General features: G+C 55.7%; 15 protein-coding genes. 12 read left to right on the forward strand and 3 right to left on the reverse strand.

The window, feature by feature from the left end:
• Positions 1-39: 39 nt before the first annotated feature.
• Together GS614_RS11175 and GS614_RS11180 are read right to left on the reverse strand one after the other, a co-directional pair.
• Positions 40-2271, reverse strand: coding sequence for a CHASE2 domain-containing protein (locus GS614_RS11175; protein WP_253285337.1), 2232 nt, complete (start codon positions 2269-2271; stop codon positions 40-42).
• A 57-nt stretch (positions 2272-2328) separates the two neighbouring features.
• Positions 2329-3300 carry a FecR domain-containing protein gene (locus GS614_RS11180; protein ID WP_253285338.1) on the reverse strand — a complete coding sequence of 324 codons (972 nt, stop codon included), beginning with the start codon at positions 3298-3300 and terminating at the stop codon, positions 2329-2331.
• Positions 3301-3810: 510 nt separating this feature from the next.
• Here GS614_RS11180 and GS614_RS11185 point away from each other — a divergent pair.
• The 8 genes from GS614_RS11185 to GS614_RS11220 all read left to right on the forward strand — a co-directional run bounded on the left by GS614_RS11185 (position 3811) and on the right by GS614_RS11220 (position 10882).
• Entirely contained in the window at positions 3811-4239 is a 429-nt protein-coding gene (locus GS614_RS11185) for a hypothetical protein (RefSeq protein ID WP_152460518.1), read from the forward strand.
• A complete protein-coding gene (locus tag GS614_RS11190) occupies positions 4236-4901 on the forward strand; it encodes a MotA/TolQ/ExbB proton channel family protein (RefSeq protein ID WP_171169941.1) in 666 nt (221 codons plus the stop codon). The genes GS614_RS11185 and GS614_RS11190 overlap by 4 nt, the downstream gene beginning before the upstream one ends.
• A gap of 31 nt (positions 4902-4932) precedes the next feature.
• The gene (locus tag GS614_RS11195; RefSeq protein WP_171118035.1) at positions 4933-5259 is read left to right on the forward strand and encodes a biopolymer transporter ExbD; all 327 of its coding nucleotides are present in this window, start codon (positions 4933-4935) and stop codon (positions 5257-5259) included.
• Between the two features lie 4 nt (positions 5260-5263).
• The gene (locus GS614_RS11200; protein WP_171205816.1) at positions 5264-5641 is read left to right on the forward strand and encodes a biopolymer transporter ExbD; all 378 of its coding nucleotides are present in this window, start codon (positions 5264-5266) and stop codon (positions 5639-5641) included.
• A complete protein-coding gene (locus tag GS614_RS11205; RefSeq protein WP_171726299.1) occupies positions 5638-6786 on the forward strand; it encodes an energy transducer TonB in 1149 nt (382 codons plus the stop codon). The genes GS614_RS11200 and GS614_RS11205 overlap by 4 nt, the downstream gene beginning before the upstream one ends.
• 199 nt (positions 6787-6985) lie before the next feature.
• Positions 6986-8908 (forward strand): DUF3604 domain-containing protein, encoded by a 1923-nt coding sequence (locus GS614_RS11210; protein WP_171726300.1) that lies wholly within the window; start codon positions 6986-6988, stop codon positions 8906-8908.
• Between the two features lie 157 nt (positions 8909-9065).
• Positions 9066-9896, forward strand: coding sequence for a peptidyl-prolyl cis-trans isomerase (locus tag GS614_RS11215; RefSeq protein ID WP_171726301.1), 831 nt, complete (start codon positions 9066-9068; stop codon positions 9894-9896).
• Positions 9893-10882, forward strand: coding sequence for a HupE/UreJ family protein (locus GS614_RS11220; RefSeq protein ID WP_171726302.1), 990 nt, complete (start codon positions 9893-9895; stop codon positions 10880-10882). Before GS614_RS11215 ends, GS614_RS11220 begins: the two co-directional genes overlap by 4 nt.
• 160 nt (positions 10883-11042) lie before the next feature.
• Here GS614_RS11220 and GS614_RS11225 read toward each other — a convergent pair whose 3' ends face one another.
• A complete protein-coding gene (locus GS614_RS11225; protein ID WP_216601151.1) occupies positions 11043-11990 on the reverse strand; it encodes a helix-turn-helix domain-containing protein in 948 nt (315 codons plus the stop codon).
• Positions 11991-12047: 57 nt separating this feature from the next.
• On the opposite strand from GS614_RS11225, the gene GS614_RS11230 reads away from it, so the two are divergent.
• From GS614_RS11230 to GS614_RS11245, 4 genes are all read left to right on the forward strand, one after another.
• The gene (locus GS614_RS11230) at positions 12048-12269 is read left to right on the forward strand and encodes a hypothetical protein (protein ID WP_171118020.1); all 222 of its coding nucleotides are present in this window, start codon (positions 12048-12050) and stop codon (positions 12267-12269) included.
• Between the two features lie 4 nt (positions 12270-12273).
• Complete coding sequence (locus tag GS614_RS11235; RefSeq protein WP_171726304.1) at positions 12274-13938, forward strand: sulfatase-like hydrolase/transferase; 1665 nt, start codon at positions 12274-12276, stop codon at positions 13936-13938.
• A gap of 143 nt (positions 13939-14081) precedes the next feature.
• A complete protein-coding gene (locus tag GS614_RS11240) occupies positions 14082-15191 on the forward strand; it encodes an HlyD family secretion protein (RefSeq protein WP_171118017.1) in 1110 nt (369 codons plus the stop codon).
• Positions 15192-15208: 17 nt separating this feature from the next.
• A complete protein-coding gene (locus tag GS614_RS11245) occupies positions 15209-15955 on the forward strand; it encodes an outer membrane protein (RefSeq protein ID WP_253285339.1) in 747 nt (248 codons plus the stop codon).
• Positions 15956-16182 lie beyond the last annotated feature (227 nt).

A 16182-nucleotide genomic window follows, 5' to 3' on the forward strand; every position in this document is an offset into this window, starting at 1 on the left:
TGGGGGCCGAAGTCAGCCGACTTTTCCATGCAGCGCCGCCTAAACACCACCGGCTATTCTGGTGTTTCGGGTGAACATGACAGGCCCAGATGATGAGACCGCGCGGAAATCGGCCGCTCGACCTGCCAAAGCGCGATAGAACTGGCGCAATCCGGGTTCGATATCTGCGGCAAGTTCTTCGCAATGCTGACACATGCGCACGATGTCGCCCTGAGGCTTTCGGGTTCTCAATGCTGCGATCAACTTATTGTGCCGGGCAAAGAGTTCCTGGAACGCGTCGGTCTTCCGCAAAGCGGAATCTCCAACCAGAACAAAAACGGGCTCTGGGTTGGCTTTGCCTTTCAGGTCAACATGGCCTGCCTGCAAAAATGCCAGGTCATCTCGCCCGGCTTGATACACCGCGTCTGAGACGACTATGTCATACTCGACCGTTCGACAGCATTGTTCGATCCGTGCCGAAACATTCACGACGTCTCCGATAACCGTATAGTTGAACCGTTTTTGCGATCCTATGTTGCCGACGCAGGCCTGCCCCGTGGCGATTCCGGTTGCCAGCGCTATCGGCTTTCGGTTCCGCATGATCTCGGATGCATTGAACTGTGCCAAGGCACGCCGCATCCTGAGCGCGGCAAGCCCTGCGCGGCATGGATGGTCCGCAACAGGTAAAGGCGCGTTCCAGAAGGCCATGATGGCGTCACCGATGAACTTGTCGATCGTACCACGCTCATGCAGGATCTGATCTCCAAGCTTGGAAAACAGCGCGTTCAGCAAGGATACAAGTTCCGTTGCCGACGCGGACTCGGACAGAGCGGTAAATCCCCGGATATCCGAAAACATCACGGTGATTGCCTGACTTTCTCCGCCCAATTGCAGCTGGTGGCCCGAATTCTCCATTTCATCAAGGATTTCCGGGGCTACGTAGTGTGAAAAGACTTTTCGAATCTGGCGCTTTTCGCGCTCAGTCGAAACAAAAAGATACCCCGCCAGCAGACCGAAATTTGCGATGCCTCCAATCAGAGGAAAGGTGGCATCGAACAGGATGGATTGGTTCTGAAAAATCAGCCAGCTGATGGCAAGAACGGCTGCGGCGGCTATGCCACCGGCGATGAAGGATGCGATGGCACCAAAGCTGGACATGACGGCAATCACCACAAGCCCCAGAAACGCAAATGCAAGCAGTTCCTGCGCCGCGGTCACATCAGACCGGCTGAGCATATCACCGGTCAGAATCTGTTCGATCATCTGGGCATGAATAGAAACACCGGGGACGCTTTCGCCAAGCGCCGTCTGGTGAATATCGAACAAACCGGCAGCTGAGGTTCCGATCAGGATTATTCTTCCTTCAATTTCGGATCGCAGCCCGTGGTCTTCAGTACCTTCCAGGACATCCTTGGCTGAAATGTAAAGGTCGGGGCTGTCCCGCCGGTACTTCAGCCAAAGCTCGCCATTCTCGGTTGTCGGTAAACGGTATCCGGCGATTTCGACGGCCAGCATGATGCCAGCCTCGTCAGGCGCGCCTTCCACGAAAATGCTGGTCTCACCCAGGGCGACCCTGAGGGCTTCGACGGCAAGGCTTGGCAGCGGACCGTCCGGACCGTTCCAGAGAACCGGCGCCCGTCTTACGATGCCGGTTCCTCCGATGGGCGAGACATTGACCCCGCCGACACCCGCCGCCGCCCGATCCAATGGTGGCGCGATCGGCGTCCAATGCGGAACCGAGATCAGCCCCTCGGCGGGGCTTTCCCCGAATTCAATGATTCCGGCCTTGGCCGCAATGGGCTCACCTTTGGCTGACAATCGCGCGGCCACGCCCAGCACCACGGGCCAGTAAGCCATTTCCATCCCAAGGACGACATCGTTGTCCAGCTTTTCGGCATGGCGTTCCACAGTCAGTACGCCCGCCAGCGATGGATCATTCAGAAGGCGAGACGGCGAATACCGGTCAGGTTCGGCAAACAGCATGTCGAACGCAATCGTCGCAGCGCCGTAGTCACCCAGATTTTGAACCAACTGCGCAACCAAAGTGCGGGGCCAGGGCCATTGTCCAAAGCTGGCAAGCGAGGCCTCATCGATATCCACGACGCGCACGGGGAGTTCGGGATTGAACTCCCGCGGGGATAATCTTTGCAAAACGTCGAAATAGATCAGGCGCGTCATTCGAACCGGGTACGGATCCCACGCCCGGATTAAGCAACCCAAAAGGATCAGACCCAGCCCCACGAGGCGGAAGGCCCATCGCCCGTTCCTGGATTTCCGCAGCTTGTCGCTCAAACCATCCTCCAGACAAATGGAACTGGAACTGCGTGTTCAACAGCAATTCCCGAGCAATTACGGATCAGTTTCTTCCCGCTCTGGTTCGTCCCGTTCGGGCTCCTCAGGTTCCGGTTCTTCCCGTTCGGGTTCCTCATGTTCAGGTTCTTCCGGTTCAGGTTCTTCCTGCTCCGGTTCTTCTCTGTCGGGCTCTTCCTGCTCTGGTTCTTCGCGTTCGGGTTCTGCATGGTCCGGTTCTTCTCTTGCCGGTTCATTGTTCGCGGAAGGCGAAGGGCCAGTGACCGTATTCTGCGCTTCGCGTTGCTGAGGAGGGTCCCTACGGGCTTCCGACCGGTCTGTCTCGATGCGCCGTATGGGCGCTCCATCACCTGAGCACCCTTCAACGCGTACCTGCAAAGGGGGCAGCAGCCCTTCCTGGGACTGAACGAATGGAAACCCGCTTTTCAGCGCTTGTTCGTATTGCGCCTGATCGGCAGGCCGTCCTACTCCTCCATCTCCGCTTGTTGCGAACATGCTGCATTGACGCCCCGAAGACCTGCACGCGCCCTGACTGCCGCACATGCGGACCGTACCTTGCAGGACAAGCATCGCGCTTTGTTTTTCCGACACGATCCACATGTCGAAGGTGGTGCCGCGCACGGCCATTGTCGCCGACGGTGTCCTGATCGAGTAGGCTCTCTTTCGGCTTTTTCCGGAAATAAACCGAAAACTGCCACCCAAAGCCTGAACGGCAAAGCTCTTGGCTTTGCGGTTATTTCGCAACATGGACACATCCAGAACCATGCGTGCGTTGGGGCCAATGGCAATCTTGGTGTCATCCACAAAAACGATTTGGATTACGCCTGTCTGATCAGTGCTGAGCGCGTCGCCGGACGCAACCTCCATTCCTGAATAAACGGGTTGTGCTTTTCCCGCGCGAACAACTTGGGCGCCTTGTTTGACGCTAATAATTTTTCCGATGTTGGCGATGGTCTGCGACGGTATAGCCACGACAACGCAAAGAACCATTACAATCTTTAACAACGACAAACTCGAACCCCTTCCCCCAATTGGCTTTAAAGCACGGAAACCGCGCTGTGCTCGACGCTTGCCTCTTAAAAAAACACGTTATTATTATTCATATGCATTAAAAATGTAGACAAATATGCATTATTTTTCGCGCTTTTAGCAAGAATTAAGTGAAAACGACGTTCAAAAACCGCTTTGAGTGATTTTCTGTGAAGACTGGATCGAGCGCAGTTTCACGCTTTTTGTTGCGGCTTAAGCACCTGTTTGGAAAAAGTGCGACTTTTCAAATTAGATCCGACATCAACTTGCTGGTTGTCCAGATGCGCGGAGCAGCTTTGTGCGCAGTTGAAATTCTGATTGCGCACCGTATGTCTTGCCGTGAACGTACGTATATCAACACGCGCTGACGACCCTTTTACTTTGCCACCCTTCGCGGCTCTTTAATGTGACATGTCCCTCGGGTAGAAACGCAGATGAGCAAGCTGACGGTCGCTGCCCGATTGTTCCAGCGCTGCAACACGGAGTCTGTTCATGCTGTTTCGTCGCATTATGGTCGCGGCCATGTTTTCTGGCTGTTTGCTGTCCACAGCGTCTGCACAATCCGATTCCGCTGCACGGCTCTTTGTGGAGCTGAACTCGGCCGAGGATGTCGCCAGCGCGTGCAGGTTGACGTTTCTGGTCAAGAATGAAACCGGGCAGCCGATCGACGGTGCCGTGTTCGAAACCGTCATTTTCGACACCGAAGGTGGTGTGTTGAACCTTTCTCTGTTCGATTTTCGCGATCTGCCCGCCGACCGGCCCCGGGTGCGCCAGTTCGACCTTCCCAACAGAACATGTGACACAGTTGGACAAGCCTTGATCAACGGCGCGAACTCCTGCGTCGTGGATGGTACCGAAAGTGACATATGCGACAGCACCCTCACGCTGAGCAGCAGGGTGGAAATGGAGTTGTTGGGATGAGTCCTATAGCCGCACTTCGTGAGATTTTTGACCTCGGCGGGCCGGTGGTGGCGATATTGATCGCCATGTCGGTTTTGACGCTGGCTGTCACCCTCTACAAACTCTGGCAATTTGCAGCCTGCGGTGTCGGGCGGCACAAGGTGCTGTCTGAAGCTCTGGCAGCCTGGGACGCAGGAGATCACAGTGCCGCGCGCGCAAGGCTGGCGGACAGCAGCAGCTATCTTGCCCCTATTGTGGGCGCGGCGATGAACGCATCTGGTGTTCCGGGGGCCGATGACCGGCTGGATGCCGAAGCGGGTTTGGCGCTTGCCGGGCTGGAACGTGGTTTTCGTTTGCTGGACACCGTGGCGCAGTTGGCGCCTTTGCTGGGTCTTTTTGGTACGGTTCTGGGTATGATCAGTGCATTCCAAAGCTTGCAAACCGCTGGATCATCGGTTGATCCGTCACTTTTGGCCGGCGGGATCTGGGTGGCCCTGATCACCACGGCTGTGGGTCTGGCCGTTGCGATGCCGACGTCGATGGTTTTGTCCTGGCTTGAAAGCCGAACCGCACGCGAGCGTGTTTTTGCGGACAAGGCTTTGCGTACGGTTCTGGTTCCCGGTCATTCCATCCAACGCACAGAGGCGGCGGCACAGGTCCCGGTCGCCCCAGAGCATGCGTAACACTGCGCCTTTTGTGCGGCGGCGCATGTCGATGACACCCCTTATCGACGTGATCTTTCTGCTTTTGCTGTTTTTCATGCTGTCCTCAACGTTTTCGCGGTTCAGCGAGATCGAGTTGAGCAGCGCCGCCACAGGCGGGAATGCCGACGCTACGCCGCCCGAACGCCTTTTCGTGCAACTTGGCCCCACACGTGTTGTCCTGAACGGCCAACCCCTGTCGCTTGAGGAATTGTTCGATCAGGTCCAGGCCGGTCAGGTGCTGGTAAGCCTTGATCCCGGGACAACCGCGCAACGTCTTGTGGACCTGCTTGTCCCTTTGCGCGGGCGCGAAGGTTTGACAGTCAGGGTGTTGGAGTGAGGCAATGATCCGTTACATCCGACCCGGTCGAAATCGCGATTCCACAATTCCGCTGATCAACGTCGTCTTTCTGATCCTGATCTTTTTTCTGATTACGGGTACGATTGCACCGCCATTGGATCCCGATCTGGATCTGGTGAATACTGCGGATATTGACGGTCGCGAGCCGCCGGATGCGCTTGTTCTTCATAGGGACGGGACATTGAGTTTTCGCGGCAATCCGATCGAGGCAGAAGCTTTCATGGCCGCGCATGACTCGGGGCCCGTGCGGATCGTTCCAGACAGGAATGCGTCGGCCTCTCGATTGATGGAGATCACCAGCAGTTTGCGCCGGTTGGGTGCGCCAACCGTTTTTCTGGTGACCGAACAGGCCCTCGAATGATCAGGCGGTCCGTTTTTGTTGCAATCATTGCAATTTCGATTTCCGTACTGGTGCATCTGATCGGCCTGATTGTCACGGTACCAGATTTGTCAGACCCGGCTTCCGGGGAAACCGGTACCGACACGATCGAACTCAGCAACGCGTTCGAAGAGTTGGCCGATACCACGATCGAACCCGTACCGCCTGCGCCGGATGAACCGCCAACCCCTCCGGTGGAACCGCCAACCCAGCCGCAGGAGGCAGAAGTTTCGACAAGTGATGCCCGCGTGGCCTCGCCGAATCCGCAAGAGACGTTCACGCCCGATACGGGGAAATCAACGATAATCCAGCCGAGGGCGCCGGATGAGGTTGTCGTGGACCCTGTAGACCAGAACCTGGAGGACGAAGGCGAAGCCGCCGAAGCTGAAGGCGCTGCGTCGGCAAGGCCCGAAGCGTTGGCCGAAACACCTGAGGTGCCGATTGAAGAGGCGGTTGCTCCGGTTGAGCCTTCTTCTGCCGAAGAACCGGTGTCCGAGGAACAGCAACAGATCGCCGCGTTACCGGTCGAGGTGGCTCCTATTGTTCCGGAAAACACGTCCCCACTTGAACCTGTAATACCAGAAGAAGCGTCGGAACCTCTGGATGACGACGCCGAACTGACCGTACCCGATGTAAGCGTGGACGGATCCGAACAGGCCGTAGCCACGTCATTGCGGCCTCGCCTTCCAGACCGACGCCCGCAACCCACCCTGCGGGGTGCGTTGGATCCGTCAAGTAACTTTGACGCTTTGAGATTTCCAGAACAGACGATTGAATCACCGCTGGCGACGTATCAAAGAGAGGGTGTCGACGCCTTCCGACAAAACCGGGGCGGCACCCGTTCAGGCGGGCGGGGGCCGGGAAATTCGGACACCACGAACTATGCGGGTCAGGTTCTTGTTCATCTGAACAGGGCGCCAATCGTTTACGTTGCCGGTCGTGGCTATGCGCGGGTGTTTTTCCAGATTGACCCGGATGGTTCATTGGCTTGGGTTGATGTCGTCGAAAGCTCTGGCTCGCCGGAAATAGAGCGCGCAGCCAAAGAACAGGTTCGAACCGCCGCACCTTTCCCGCGCCCGCCTGGGGGCGTCAGCCGGAAGCTTTCATTTTACTATCAGATAAGATGATCCGACGGGTCTTGTCAGGTGAACACGATTAGCGATCACCCTGAGGGCTTTCGCCGAATTCCCTGATTGCGCGGGTTTGCAGCTCTCAGATTAAAAAAACCCTTTGGCCAATAGAATGTGATATAAGAAAATGGGAATATAATAATGGCGCGATGAAATTCGCCCTCACAGCTGAGTATTCCTGAACTGGGAGGTCACTTTGTTTCGGAAATCTGCTTGCATAATCTCACTCGTATTGGTCCCTGCTGTTGTTGGTGCCGACGCCGTACCCAGCGAAGATGCTGCCGAGGGATTGTTTTCTGATCAGCCCTATTCCCCTTACGCGCAACGCACATTTCCTGAACGCCCATTATGGGGAGACACTCACCTTCACACCGGGCTTTCGCTGGATGCGGGTGCTTTCGGGAACACCTTGCTGCCGGATGAGGCATGGCGTTTCGCCAAGGGTGAGCAGGTCATTTCTTCGACGGGTCAGCCTGTAAGACTGTCACGACCCTTGGATTGGATGGTTCTCACGGATCACACGGACCTGATGGGGTTCGCGCCGGATTTGCAGGCTGGCAAGCCGGGCGTTCTTTCTGATCCGAAAGGACTGGAGTGGTACGAGGGGTACAAGGCCGGCGGGGAAGAAGCCGGTAAAGCGGCTTTCGACATCATCACCAATTTTTCGCAAATGACACTGCCGGAAATCCTGTTGGAATCCTACAGCCCCGGCGCCGATGCATTTGCCTTTACCTGGGAAAACATCGTTCTGGCGGCAGAGCGGCACAATGACCCCGGCACCTTTACCGCTTTCATCGGCTTTGAATGGACCTCGGTACCGAAAGGGTTCAACTTGCACCGCAATGTCATGCTGCGCGATGGGCCAATCAGGGCGCTTCAAATGGTGCCGCCGGTCACGCAGCCGCCTTACGGTGATACGGATCCAAAGGCGCTTTACGCCTGGCTTGAAGAGTATCAGGAAAAAACGGGGGGGCGTGCAGTTGCCTTTGCCCATAACGGGAACCTGTCGAATGGGTGGATGTTCCCAACCGAAGACACGTATCACGGCGGCAAGGTTGACGAGGAATATGTCGCGGCCCGCGCAAAATGGGAGCCCCATTACGAAGTCACCCAGATAAAGGGCGACGGTGAAGCGCATCCTTTCCTGAGCCCGGATGACGAATTTGCCGATTACGAGAACTGGGACGTCGGCAATCTGGACATAACCGAGTTGAAAACCGATGACATGCTGGCCGGAGAATACGCCCGAGAGGCATTGAAACGCGGCTTGATGCTGGAAGAAAAGTTTGGTGTGAACCCCTATAAATTCGGCATGGGGGGTGCGACGGACAGCCATACCTCTCTGGCCACGGCCGAAGAAGATAACTTCTTTGGAAAATCCGTCAGCGTCGAACCCTCAGCCTCGCGTATCAAGCATCCGTTCATAGCCAATGACCTTGGTGAAATTCCCGGCGATTTGCTTGTCGCCTCCGGATACACGGCCGTCTGGGCTACCGAGAATACACGCGCGGCGATCTTTGACGCGTTCAAGCGCCGCGAAACCTATGCAACGACGGGGCCAAGGATTGGTCTGCGGTTCTTTGGCGGATGGGATTTCAGTGAAGCAGATGTTGAAACCCGTTTCCTAGCCAATGTTGGTTATACCAAAGGCGTGCCAATGGGTTCGGACCTGCGCCCGCGCGAGGGTGAGGCTGCGCCAAGCTTCCTGATCGCCGCTCTGCGCGACCCGGTTGGTGCCAATCTGGACCGTGTTCAAGTGATAAAGGGATGGCTCGATTCTGAAGGTGCCTTGCAGGAGAAGGTCTACGACGTCGCATGGTCGGATAACCGCGAGGTCGATCAAAACGGCAAAGTCCCTGCGGTTGGAAACACTGTGGACGTGGAGACTGCCAGCTGGACCAACACAATCGGAACGGCCGAACTTGTCACCGTATGGTCAGACCCGGATTTCGATCCGAATGCACGCGCGTTTTACTACGTCCGCGCCATCGAAATTCCAACGCCGCGTTGGATCCTGTACGACAAGTTGAGATATGGTATCGAATTGCCCGAGGATGCAGTGCTTACGCATCAGGAACGCGCCTATTCGTCCCCGATCTGGTACACCCCGGCAGAGTGATCCGTTCTGCGATCGGAACACAAGCCGAGTCAATGACCTTACCTCGGTGCGTCCTCCGCGTTACTGTAACACGCGGAGGGCATCATCATGCAAAACCCGACCCGATGACGCCAACATCTGAACAAACAATCTGGCCACGTTTCACGCAGGAGGCTTGATGCGAGTACTGAAAGAACCTCTGCTCCATTTTTTTTTGATTGGAGCGGCAATTTTTGTTTGGTTCCATATTGTAGCGCCGGAAGGCGAGAGCGTTGAAGATCTTGAGAAAATAACACTCGACGAGGATGACGTTGCGCTTTTGTCTGCTCGTTTCGAAGCGCAGTGGAAACGCCCTCCAAGCGATACGGAACTGAAGGCTTTGGTCGACGCATCCATTCGTGAAGAGGTTCTGGTCCGGGAGGCAAGACAACTTGGTCTGGATCGCGGAGATCCCTTGATAAGGACCCGGCTGAGCCAAAAAATGGATTATCTGACCGAAGCCATTGCCACTTCCATCGTTCCGAATGACGAAGATCTGGAGGTTTTTCTTCAGGAAAACGCGGAACGCTATGCAACGCCCGTCATGGTGGCCTTTAATCAGGTCTTTCTTGGAGAGGAGCCCGGAGAGGCCGAAATCGAGAAAGCCCTGGCCAGCCTGCGCGCCAAGCAGGACATTCCCGATCTGGGCGGTTCGACCTTGCTGCCGGCGTCAATGCCGTTGTCCGCGACGCGGGTTGTCGAGTCGGTCTTTGGAGGAGGGTTTTCAAAAAGCATCACAGAGGTCGAAACAGGTCAGTGGACGGGTCCGATCCGGTCAGGTTACGGTATCCACCTTGTCGAGGTCGTTGCTGTCGAGCCCAGCCGAACACCGCCACTTGCTGAAATTCACAATACGGTGCTGCGGGACTGGCGCCGCGCGATGAGTGAAGATCTGGCGCAAGCGCAATATCAGTCTTTGGCCGAAAAATACGAGATTGTGGCCCCCGATCTTTCTGGCCCGGCCAAATGAGAACCTTGATCTGCTTCCTGTTTGCGCTGCTGTTTGTGTGGCCTGCAAATTTCGCTGCTGCGCACGCGCTTGATCCTGGATATCTGGAAATTCGTCAGATTGCCTCTGACACTTGGAGCGTTCATTGGCGAAAGCCCGACGTGAATGGCCAACCGATGGCGATTGACGCAATTTTGCCAGATGGCTGCACTCCGGCGCGTGGCCCGGATCCCATATCCGACGGTCGAGGGTGGGTTTCGTCCTGGGTCGTCGAATGCCAGGCGGGTATCGCGGGCCAATCCATTGCCATTGAGGGCCTTGAGACTCAGAGAAACGACGTGCTGGCGCGTGTGCATCCCCAGGATGCTCAACCTACTACGCTTCGTTTTACACCGGATATCAATGTCCAAATCATACCTTCTGAACAGTCGACATGGTCAGTGTTTGCCGCATATTCCCGGTTGGGGTTTGAACACATATTGGAAGGTTGGGATCACCTTCTGTTTGTCTTCGCGCTGTTTGTTCTGGTCCGCGATCCATGGAAACTTGTCGGAGCAGTAACAGCGTTCACACTTGCGCATTCAATAACCTTGGCGCTGGCAACGATGGGCGTTTTGAATGTTCCCGGACCACCGGTCGAGGCTGTTATCGCGTTGTCCATCGTTTTTTTGGCGATGGAGATCGTCAAAGGCGGCGAAAGACGGTTCCGGCTTTCAAAACAGAAACCCTGGATCGTTTGCTTCGGGTTCGGGCTTTTGCACGGCCTAGGTTTTGCAGGGGCATTGGCTGATATCGGGTTGCCCCCTAACGATATTCCCGCGGCATTGCTGGCCTTCAACCTCGGTGTCGAAGCCGGGCAGCTGAGTTTTATTGCCGCCTTGGCTCTTCTGATGGCAACCTGGCGGCTGATCGCGCTTCCGGTTGGCAAACATGCCACGGTCTTGACCGCGTATGGGATCGGCTCAGTGTCAATGTACTGGCTGATAGATCGCATAAGCGGTTTTTGAACAGCGGCGAAGTTGCGAGTTGAGCAAGATTTTGTGAATCATGACGGCGCATGTGCCTGAAATGGAATGCGGCCCGAGCCTGACCTGCTGAGCTTTTGCGCGGTTTCGGATTTGCTTCGATGAAAGGCCATGGTCATAAACAGCACAAAGCCAAGTGTTTTCAATCGACAGTGGCCGATGGCAATTCGCCGAAACACTTTTTGTAATCTTGTGAGAACTGCCCGATATGCCAAAAGCCATATCGGTTTGCGGCGTCAGAAATTGACAGATCTTTGCCTTGTTCTGCAAGCAGGCTGCGAACCCTGTTAAGGCGGAGCCTTGTGTAATAGGCCTTTGGGCCGATACCGAATTTTTCGTTGAACGCGCGTTCCAATGTGCGCAATGACACACTGATATCCCCGCAGATCTCGCTGATGGGGACGTTTTCGTCCGGGGTCGCCGTCATCCGATCAATGGCCGCAGCAAGTGCCAGAGCTTTTCGGTTTATCCGCGGTTCCCTGCGATCCGCTCCGCCCCCCAAAGCGATCCGCAGTATCTCTTCGATCAAATGGGTTTCGCCCTGTTCTGACGAATTTGGGTTCGCCAACAAAGTCTGAATGTCGTTCAAAAGCGCAGCCGAGCGATCAGGTGGCGTTGCAGGTAACAAAAATGCCCCGAATTCTGTATCAGAGACTGCGATCCCCAGCTTCTCGCCTATTTTCATCGCATTCTCAGTTTCAACGGTCATCGTATATCCGCCGAACCCGCTGTCGCTGATACAGTCGAACTCATCGCCGCTGCCGAAGGACAGAAACGGTGGCGTTTCGATGCTGGTACCGTTCCAGTCCGTCAGTCTTGAATGGGTAGGGATGCCAAATGTGATGTGGTCTTTCGGAGACGCGCCGATCTGGTGCACACGCCGCGAGAAACCAAACTTCATAACGGAAATAAGCGGGCCGGATCTGACCTTGAAATCAGCCTGCATTTCGCCGTCTTCGATCTGACGGAAATCCATATCCCATTTGGATATTGCGGCGATCTGGTTCGGATCACGGAAAGTGGCCGCAAAAAACCGGGGTGCTTCGGGCGGGGCCAAGTCTAGTTTTGTCGATTTTTTGATGCGGTGCAAAATATCTCCCCTGTAGTTTGCATGAAAAGCTTAGTCGAAACATAGGAATATGTTCAAATGAAATTGCCCGATCCGCTTGCCGCGCCCAAACGTGGTCGCCCTCCGCTTCCGAAAGCAGAAGTGCGGTCGGAACGGATCGTGACCCTTCTTACACCCTCACAGCGCCACAAACTCACTCGTCTTGCGGATTTAACCGGTCAGACGCTTTCCAGTGTCGCCCACGATCTTATCGCACAGGGTCTGGACCGAGAAGAAAACCCAAGGAAAAAGGAAACCTAAAGAAATGGATCTCAAGTTGTTTTTGCTGGGTTCTCTGGCGATCAGCGCGCCTGCCTACGCGCAGGATGCACCCATTGCGCATGATTCCGAATTCTATATTCTTCAGGCCCAGAACAAGGATGCCTGGGAGCAGGACGATACAGCCGTTGATCAGGCTCTCGCGGCATTTCGAGACGAGAACGGTGGCAACCCCCCGAACATCATCAGTATTCTGGTCGATGACATCGGTTTTGGGGATATGGGTATCCCGGAATTGAACGCGGTACGCGGCATCAGTACCCCAAACATCAACGATTTTTCTGACGAAGCGATGCGCATGGTGCGCATGTATACAGAGCCATCCTGCACCCCGACACGTGTGGCCCAGACGACCGGTCGTCTGCCGGTTCGGATCGGAATGGGTGATACGACCGTCGACATCGCCGGTTTCGGTCTGCCCGGAGAGGAAGTAACGCTTGCCGAGGTATTGAAGGCCGAAGGATATGCAACCTCGCATGTCGGGAAGTGGCACATGGGTGACATTGCCGAGAGCTGGGCAATGAACCAGGGGTTCGACTATGCGCAGCACGCCGTTCATCAACAGGGCCAGTTGACGATTTTCAATGACGATGCAATCCGCGAGCAGGTTTCGGTTGGTATCGCAGATTTTGTCGACGATTACACGATCGACGACTGGTTCCGCCCCGATGCATCGGCCATGGCCACGGTGATCGAAGGAAATGCCGGCGGACCTGTTCGTGAGATCCGAATGGAGCCGGGTGAGCGTTGGAACGCAGCCAAATATGATGAGATGAACCAAGCATTTCAGGACAAAACCCTGAGTGAACTGGAACGCTTGGCCGGCGGTACTGAGCCTTTCTTCCTACAGTATTGGCCGATGATCCCGCTGGACAACACGCGGGCCGGGCGTGACGGACCGGAAAGCGTCAATGGAGGTCTGTACGCCGACAAACTGCAAGAGCTGGACACGTATTTGGGCGAAATCTTCACGCGCATGGACGAGCTTGGCGTGGCGGATAATACGATTGTCGTGTTGATGGGCGACAACGGCCACTTCACCAAGTATTCACCGGCATCTGGTTTTACGCCAATGGTCTTTCGCGGAGGCAAAGGCGATACGACCGAGGGCGGGGTTCGCGTGGACGCTTTCATAAGGTGGCCGGGTCTGATTGAACCAGACAGCATGATCAACAACATTATTCATGTGTCTGATCTTTATACGACGCTGGCTAGATTCGGCGGCGCGGTTCAGCATATTCCCCGAGACCGGTTGATTGATGGCGTGGATCAATCTGCCTCGATCCTGTTTCAAGATGAAAGCAAAGGTCGGCGTGATCACGTGATTATATATTCGGTGAGTACCCCAAAGGCGGTCGTCAAGGACAAACTGAAGCTCAACCTGCCCGGGCCGGGTCAAAACGCGATCATTGCAGATTTCTTTGATGTGATGCGCGACACGCACGAAAAGTACCCGGTTTCGACCGAAGTTGGTGCTTGGGGCGGGCAGGAGTTCGTCCGCATTCTGGGACGCCACATGGCGAGAAAAGAGCTGTTCCCCGATACTGGCCCGGCCACAGGAATGCCGTATGAAGGAATTGAAAACCTGCGGCCGGAAACGCAACAGGCAGTTGAGGCTTTCATGGTCAAACGATCTGCGGCGCAACAATGAAACAAGGCCGCGCGCGTCAACAGAAATGCGCGGCCGCGAAATCGACACGCAAATAGGGCAAGCGTTGGCGTACTTCTTAGCCGCATCCGAAACAAATATTGCGCCCCGCTGGTATCAGCAGCTCTGCGCAATGGAGTAAACATATGCTTATTGTCTTAGGTCTCTATTTCGGAGTGATCTGGGTGGTGTTTTCCAAGCTGGGGCTGCTTCCATGGAACCGGTTCTGGAAATCTGTCGTCTATGGGGGTGCCGCAATCATTGCTCTGGTTGTAATCGGTGCCCTCAACCACACCACACCGACAGGGCCTGTTTCGGTGCAGGGTGTTGCCACCAACATTGCCCCCAATGTGTCAGGTACTGTTGTTGACGTTTCGGTTCGCCCCAACGAGCGGGTTGCGAAAGGGGACCCGCTGTTCCGGATTGACGATACACCCTTTCGGATCGAAGTCGCCCGGCTGACAGCCAGTCTTGAAACTGCGCGTTCTGCGGCAGATCAGTTACAGTCCGACCTGGCAGCGGCGGAAGCCGACATTGAATCCCTCACCGCGCAATTGACCTTTGGCGTCCAGCGCCGTGACGACATTGTCGATCTTGAGAAGCGGGGGGCATCGACGACCTTCCAGTTGCAGGAAGCCGTGTCTGCCATCGATCAATTGTCCGCAAGCCTGCGCGCGGCCGAGGCGCGCAAAGCCGGTCTGGAGCGGCGGATTGCCGCCAAGATCGACGGCATTGATGCCGGCGTGGTCGAGGCTGAGCAGGCTTTGGCGCAGGCGCTTTGGAATTTGGAGCAAACAGTCGTGCGCGCGCCGGAAGACGGCTTTGTCACCGCCGTTTCTCTGCGTCCCGGAAATCGTGTATCTATCGCACAGGGGGCGATCTCTTTTGTTGTCCCCGATGACCGCCATCTGATCGCAAGTTTGCCCCAATCAAGTCGCATGAACGTTTCCGTCGGCGACCAGATCCGCCTTGCGCTGCGAATCCAGCCGGGCGGCGAAATACCTGGGACCGTCATATCGTTGCCCGTAGGAACGGCAGAGGGCGTTGTTGACTCGCGCACGGGCCTTCCTTCACTGCGCGATCTGGCTGGCGTGTCCAGCTATCCGGTGCTGATCGAAGTTCCGGACCAGATCAATATCGAAGATTTTCCATTCGGGACTTCCGGCACGGCGCTGGTAATTACGGACAAGGCGGGCGCAATCAGTGTGTTGGCGGAAATCCTGTTCTGGATCACCAAAAAGCTGAATTACATCTGAAATATTGGAGGGACGAGATGAAAACAGAATTGGCAATAAGAGGCGCGGGTTTGGCCTTGGTTGCGGCGTTTGGCACAACCGCTTCCGCGCAGCAAAGCGATTGGTCCTATGAAGCGACGATTTACCTTTTCATGCCTGAAACGGAAACGTCTATCGAAACCCCGTCAGGGACATTGGACGGCACGTTGAGTTTTTCTGACGCTCTGAGCAACCTGGATTTCGCCTTTATGGGCGCGTTTGCGGCATCCAATGGGCGTTGGAGCCTGCTTGCTGACTACAATTATACAAATCTATCCTTCAGCAACAGTGGTGCCGGTCCGTCTGGATCCACTCTCGACACATCATTCACCACCCAGTTCCTAAGTGGGTACGTGGCCTATCGGGTCTATGAAGATCCTTCCGTTCAACTGGACATTGCCGGTGGTTTCAGATGGTTCAGTACCGAAACCAATTTCACACTAACGTCCGCTTCGGCACCTGGGCGCACGACCGTTGTTGACGACGATTGGGTAGACCCGGTCATTGGCGCAAGAATACGTTACGTTTTTTCCGACAAATGGACGGGAACCGGGTTCGTTGATTATGGCGGCTTCCGCAGTGACAGCGAAACGTGGCAGGTTCTTTTGACGGCGGATTATTCCATCAATGACAGATGGGTGATCCGTGGCGGATATCGCTATATCGCCTTCGACCATGAGATCGGCGGCAATGATTTCGAGTTCCATCAGTCCGGGCCGGTGATCGGGGCGACCTACCGATTCTGATTGATTGTAAACGAGTATTGTCTTCGGCTTCGACTTGGTGCGAGACGTCAGTCGGGGAGGCGTGCGTGTTTGGTCGGTGCAAACTTCCTTTTTACAAATTGTTTGCTGCGTTCCGCGAGCAGGAGTTCCAGCAACCATCCTGCTTTTCGGCGTGATGAAGGGCTGCAAATCTGGTGGCGCGGGTAAAAGCGGAACGGGTCGCAACCGATCTGCTGCCGGATTGGCCG

The sequence above is a fragment of the Ruegeria sp. HKCCD6604 genome (assembly GCF_013110635.1).
Taxonomy (GTDB): domain Bacteria; phylum Pseudomonadota; class Alphaproteobacteria; order Rhodobacterales; family Rhodobacteraceae; genus Ruegeria.

Bases quoted from the DNA above. Each gene is read 5' to 3' on its own strand.
- GS614_RS11185 (WP_152460518.1), top strand. From the start codon at position 3,811: ATGCTGTTTCGTCGCATTATGGTCGCGGCCATGTTTTCTGGCTGTTTG.
- GS614_RS11190 (WP_171169941.1), top strand. From the start codon at position 4,236: ATGAGTCCTATAGCCGCACTTCGTGAGATTTTTGACCTCGGCGGGCCG.
- GS614_RS11195 (WP_171118035.1), top strand. From the start codon at position 4,933: ATGACACCCCTTATCGACGTGATCTTTCTGCTTTTGCTGTTTTTCATG.
- GS614_RS11200 (WP_171205816.1), top strand. From the start codon at position 5,264: ATGATCCGTTACATCCGACCCGGTCGAAATCGCGATTCCACAATTCCG.
- GS614_RS11205 (WP_171726299.1), top strand. From the start codon at position 5,638: ATGATCAGGCGGTCCGTTTTTGTTGCAATCATTGCAATTTCGATTTCC.
- GS614_RS11215 (WP_171726301.1), top strand. From the start codon at position 9,066: ATGCGAGTACTGAAAGAACCTCTGCTCCATTTTTTTTTGATTGGAGCG.
- GS614_RS11220 (WP_171726302.1), top strand. From the start codon at position 9,893: ATGAGAACCTTGATCTGCTTCCTGTTTGCGCTGCTGTTTGTGTGGCCT.
- GS614_RS11230 (WP_171118020.1), top strand. From the start codon at position 12,048: ATGAAATTGCCCGATCCGCTTGCCGCGCCCAAACGTGGTCGCCCTCCG.
- GS614_RS11235 (WP_171726304.1), top strand. From the start codon at position 12,274: ATGGATCTCAAGTTGTTTTTGCTGGGTTCTCTGGCGATCAGCGCGCCT.
- GS614_RS11240 (WP_171118017.1), top strand. From the start codon at position 14,082: ATGCTTATTGTCTTAGGTCTCTATTTCGGAGTGATCTGGGTGGTGTTT.
- GS614_RS11245 (WP_253285339.1), top strand. From the start codon at position 15,209: ATGAAAACAGAATTGGCAATAAGAGGCGCGGGTTTGGCCTTGGTTGCG.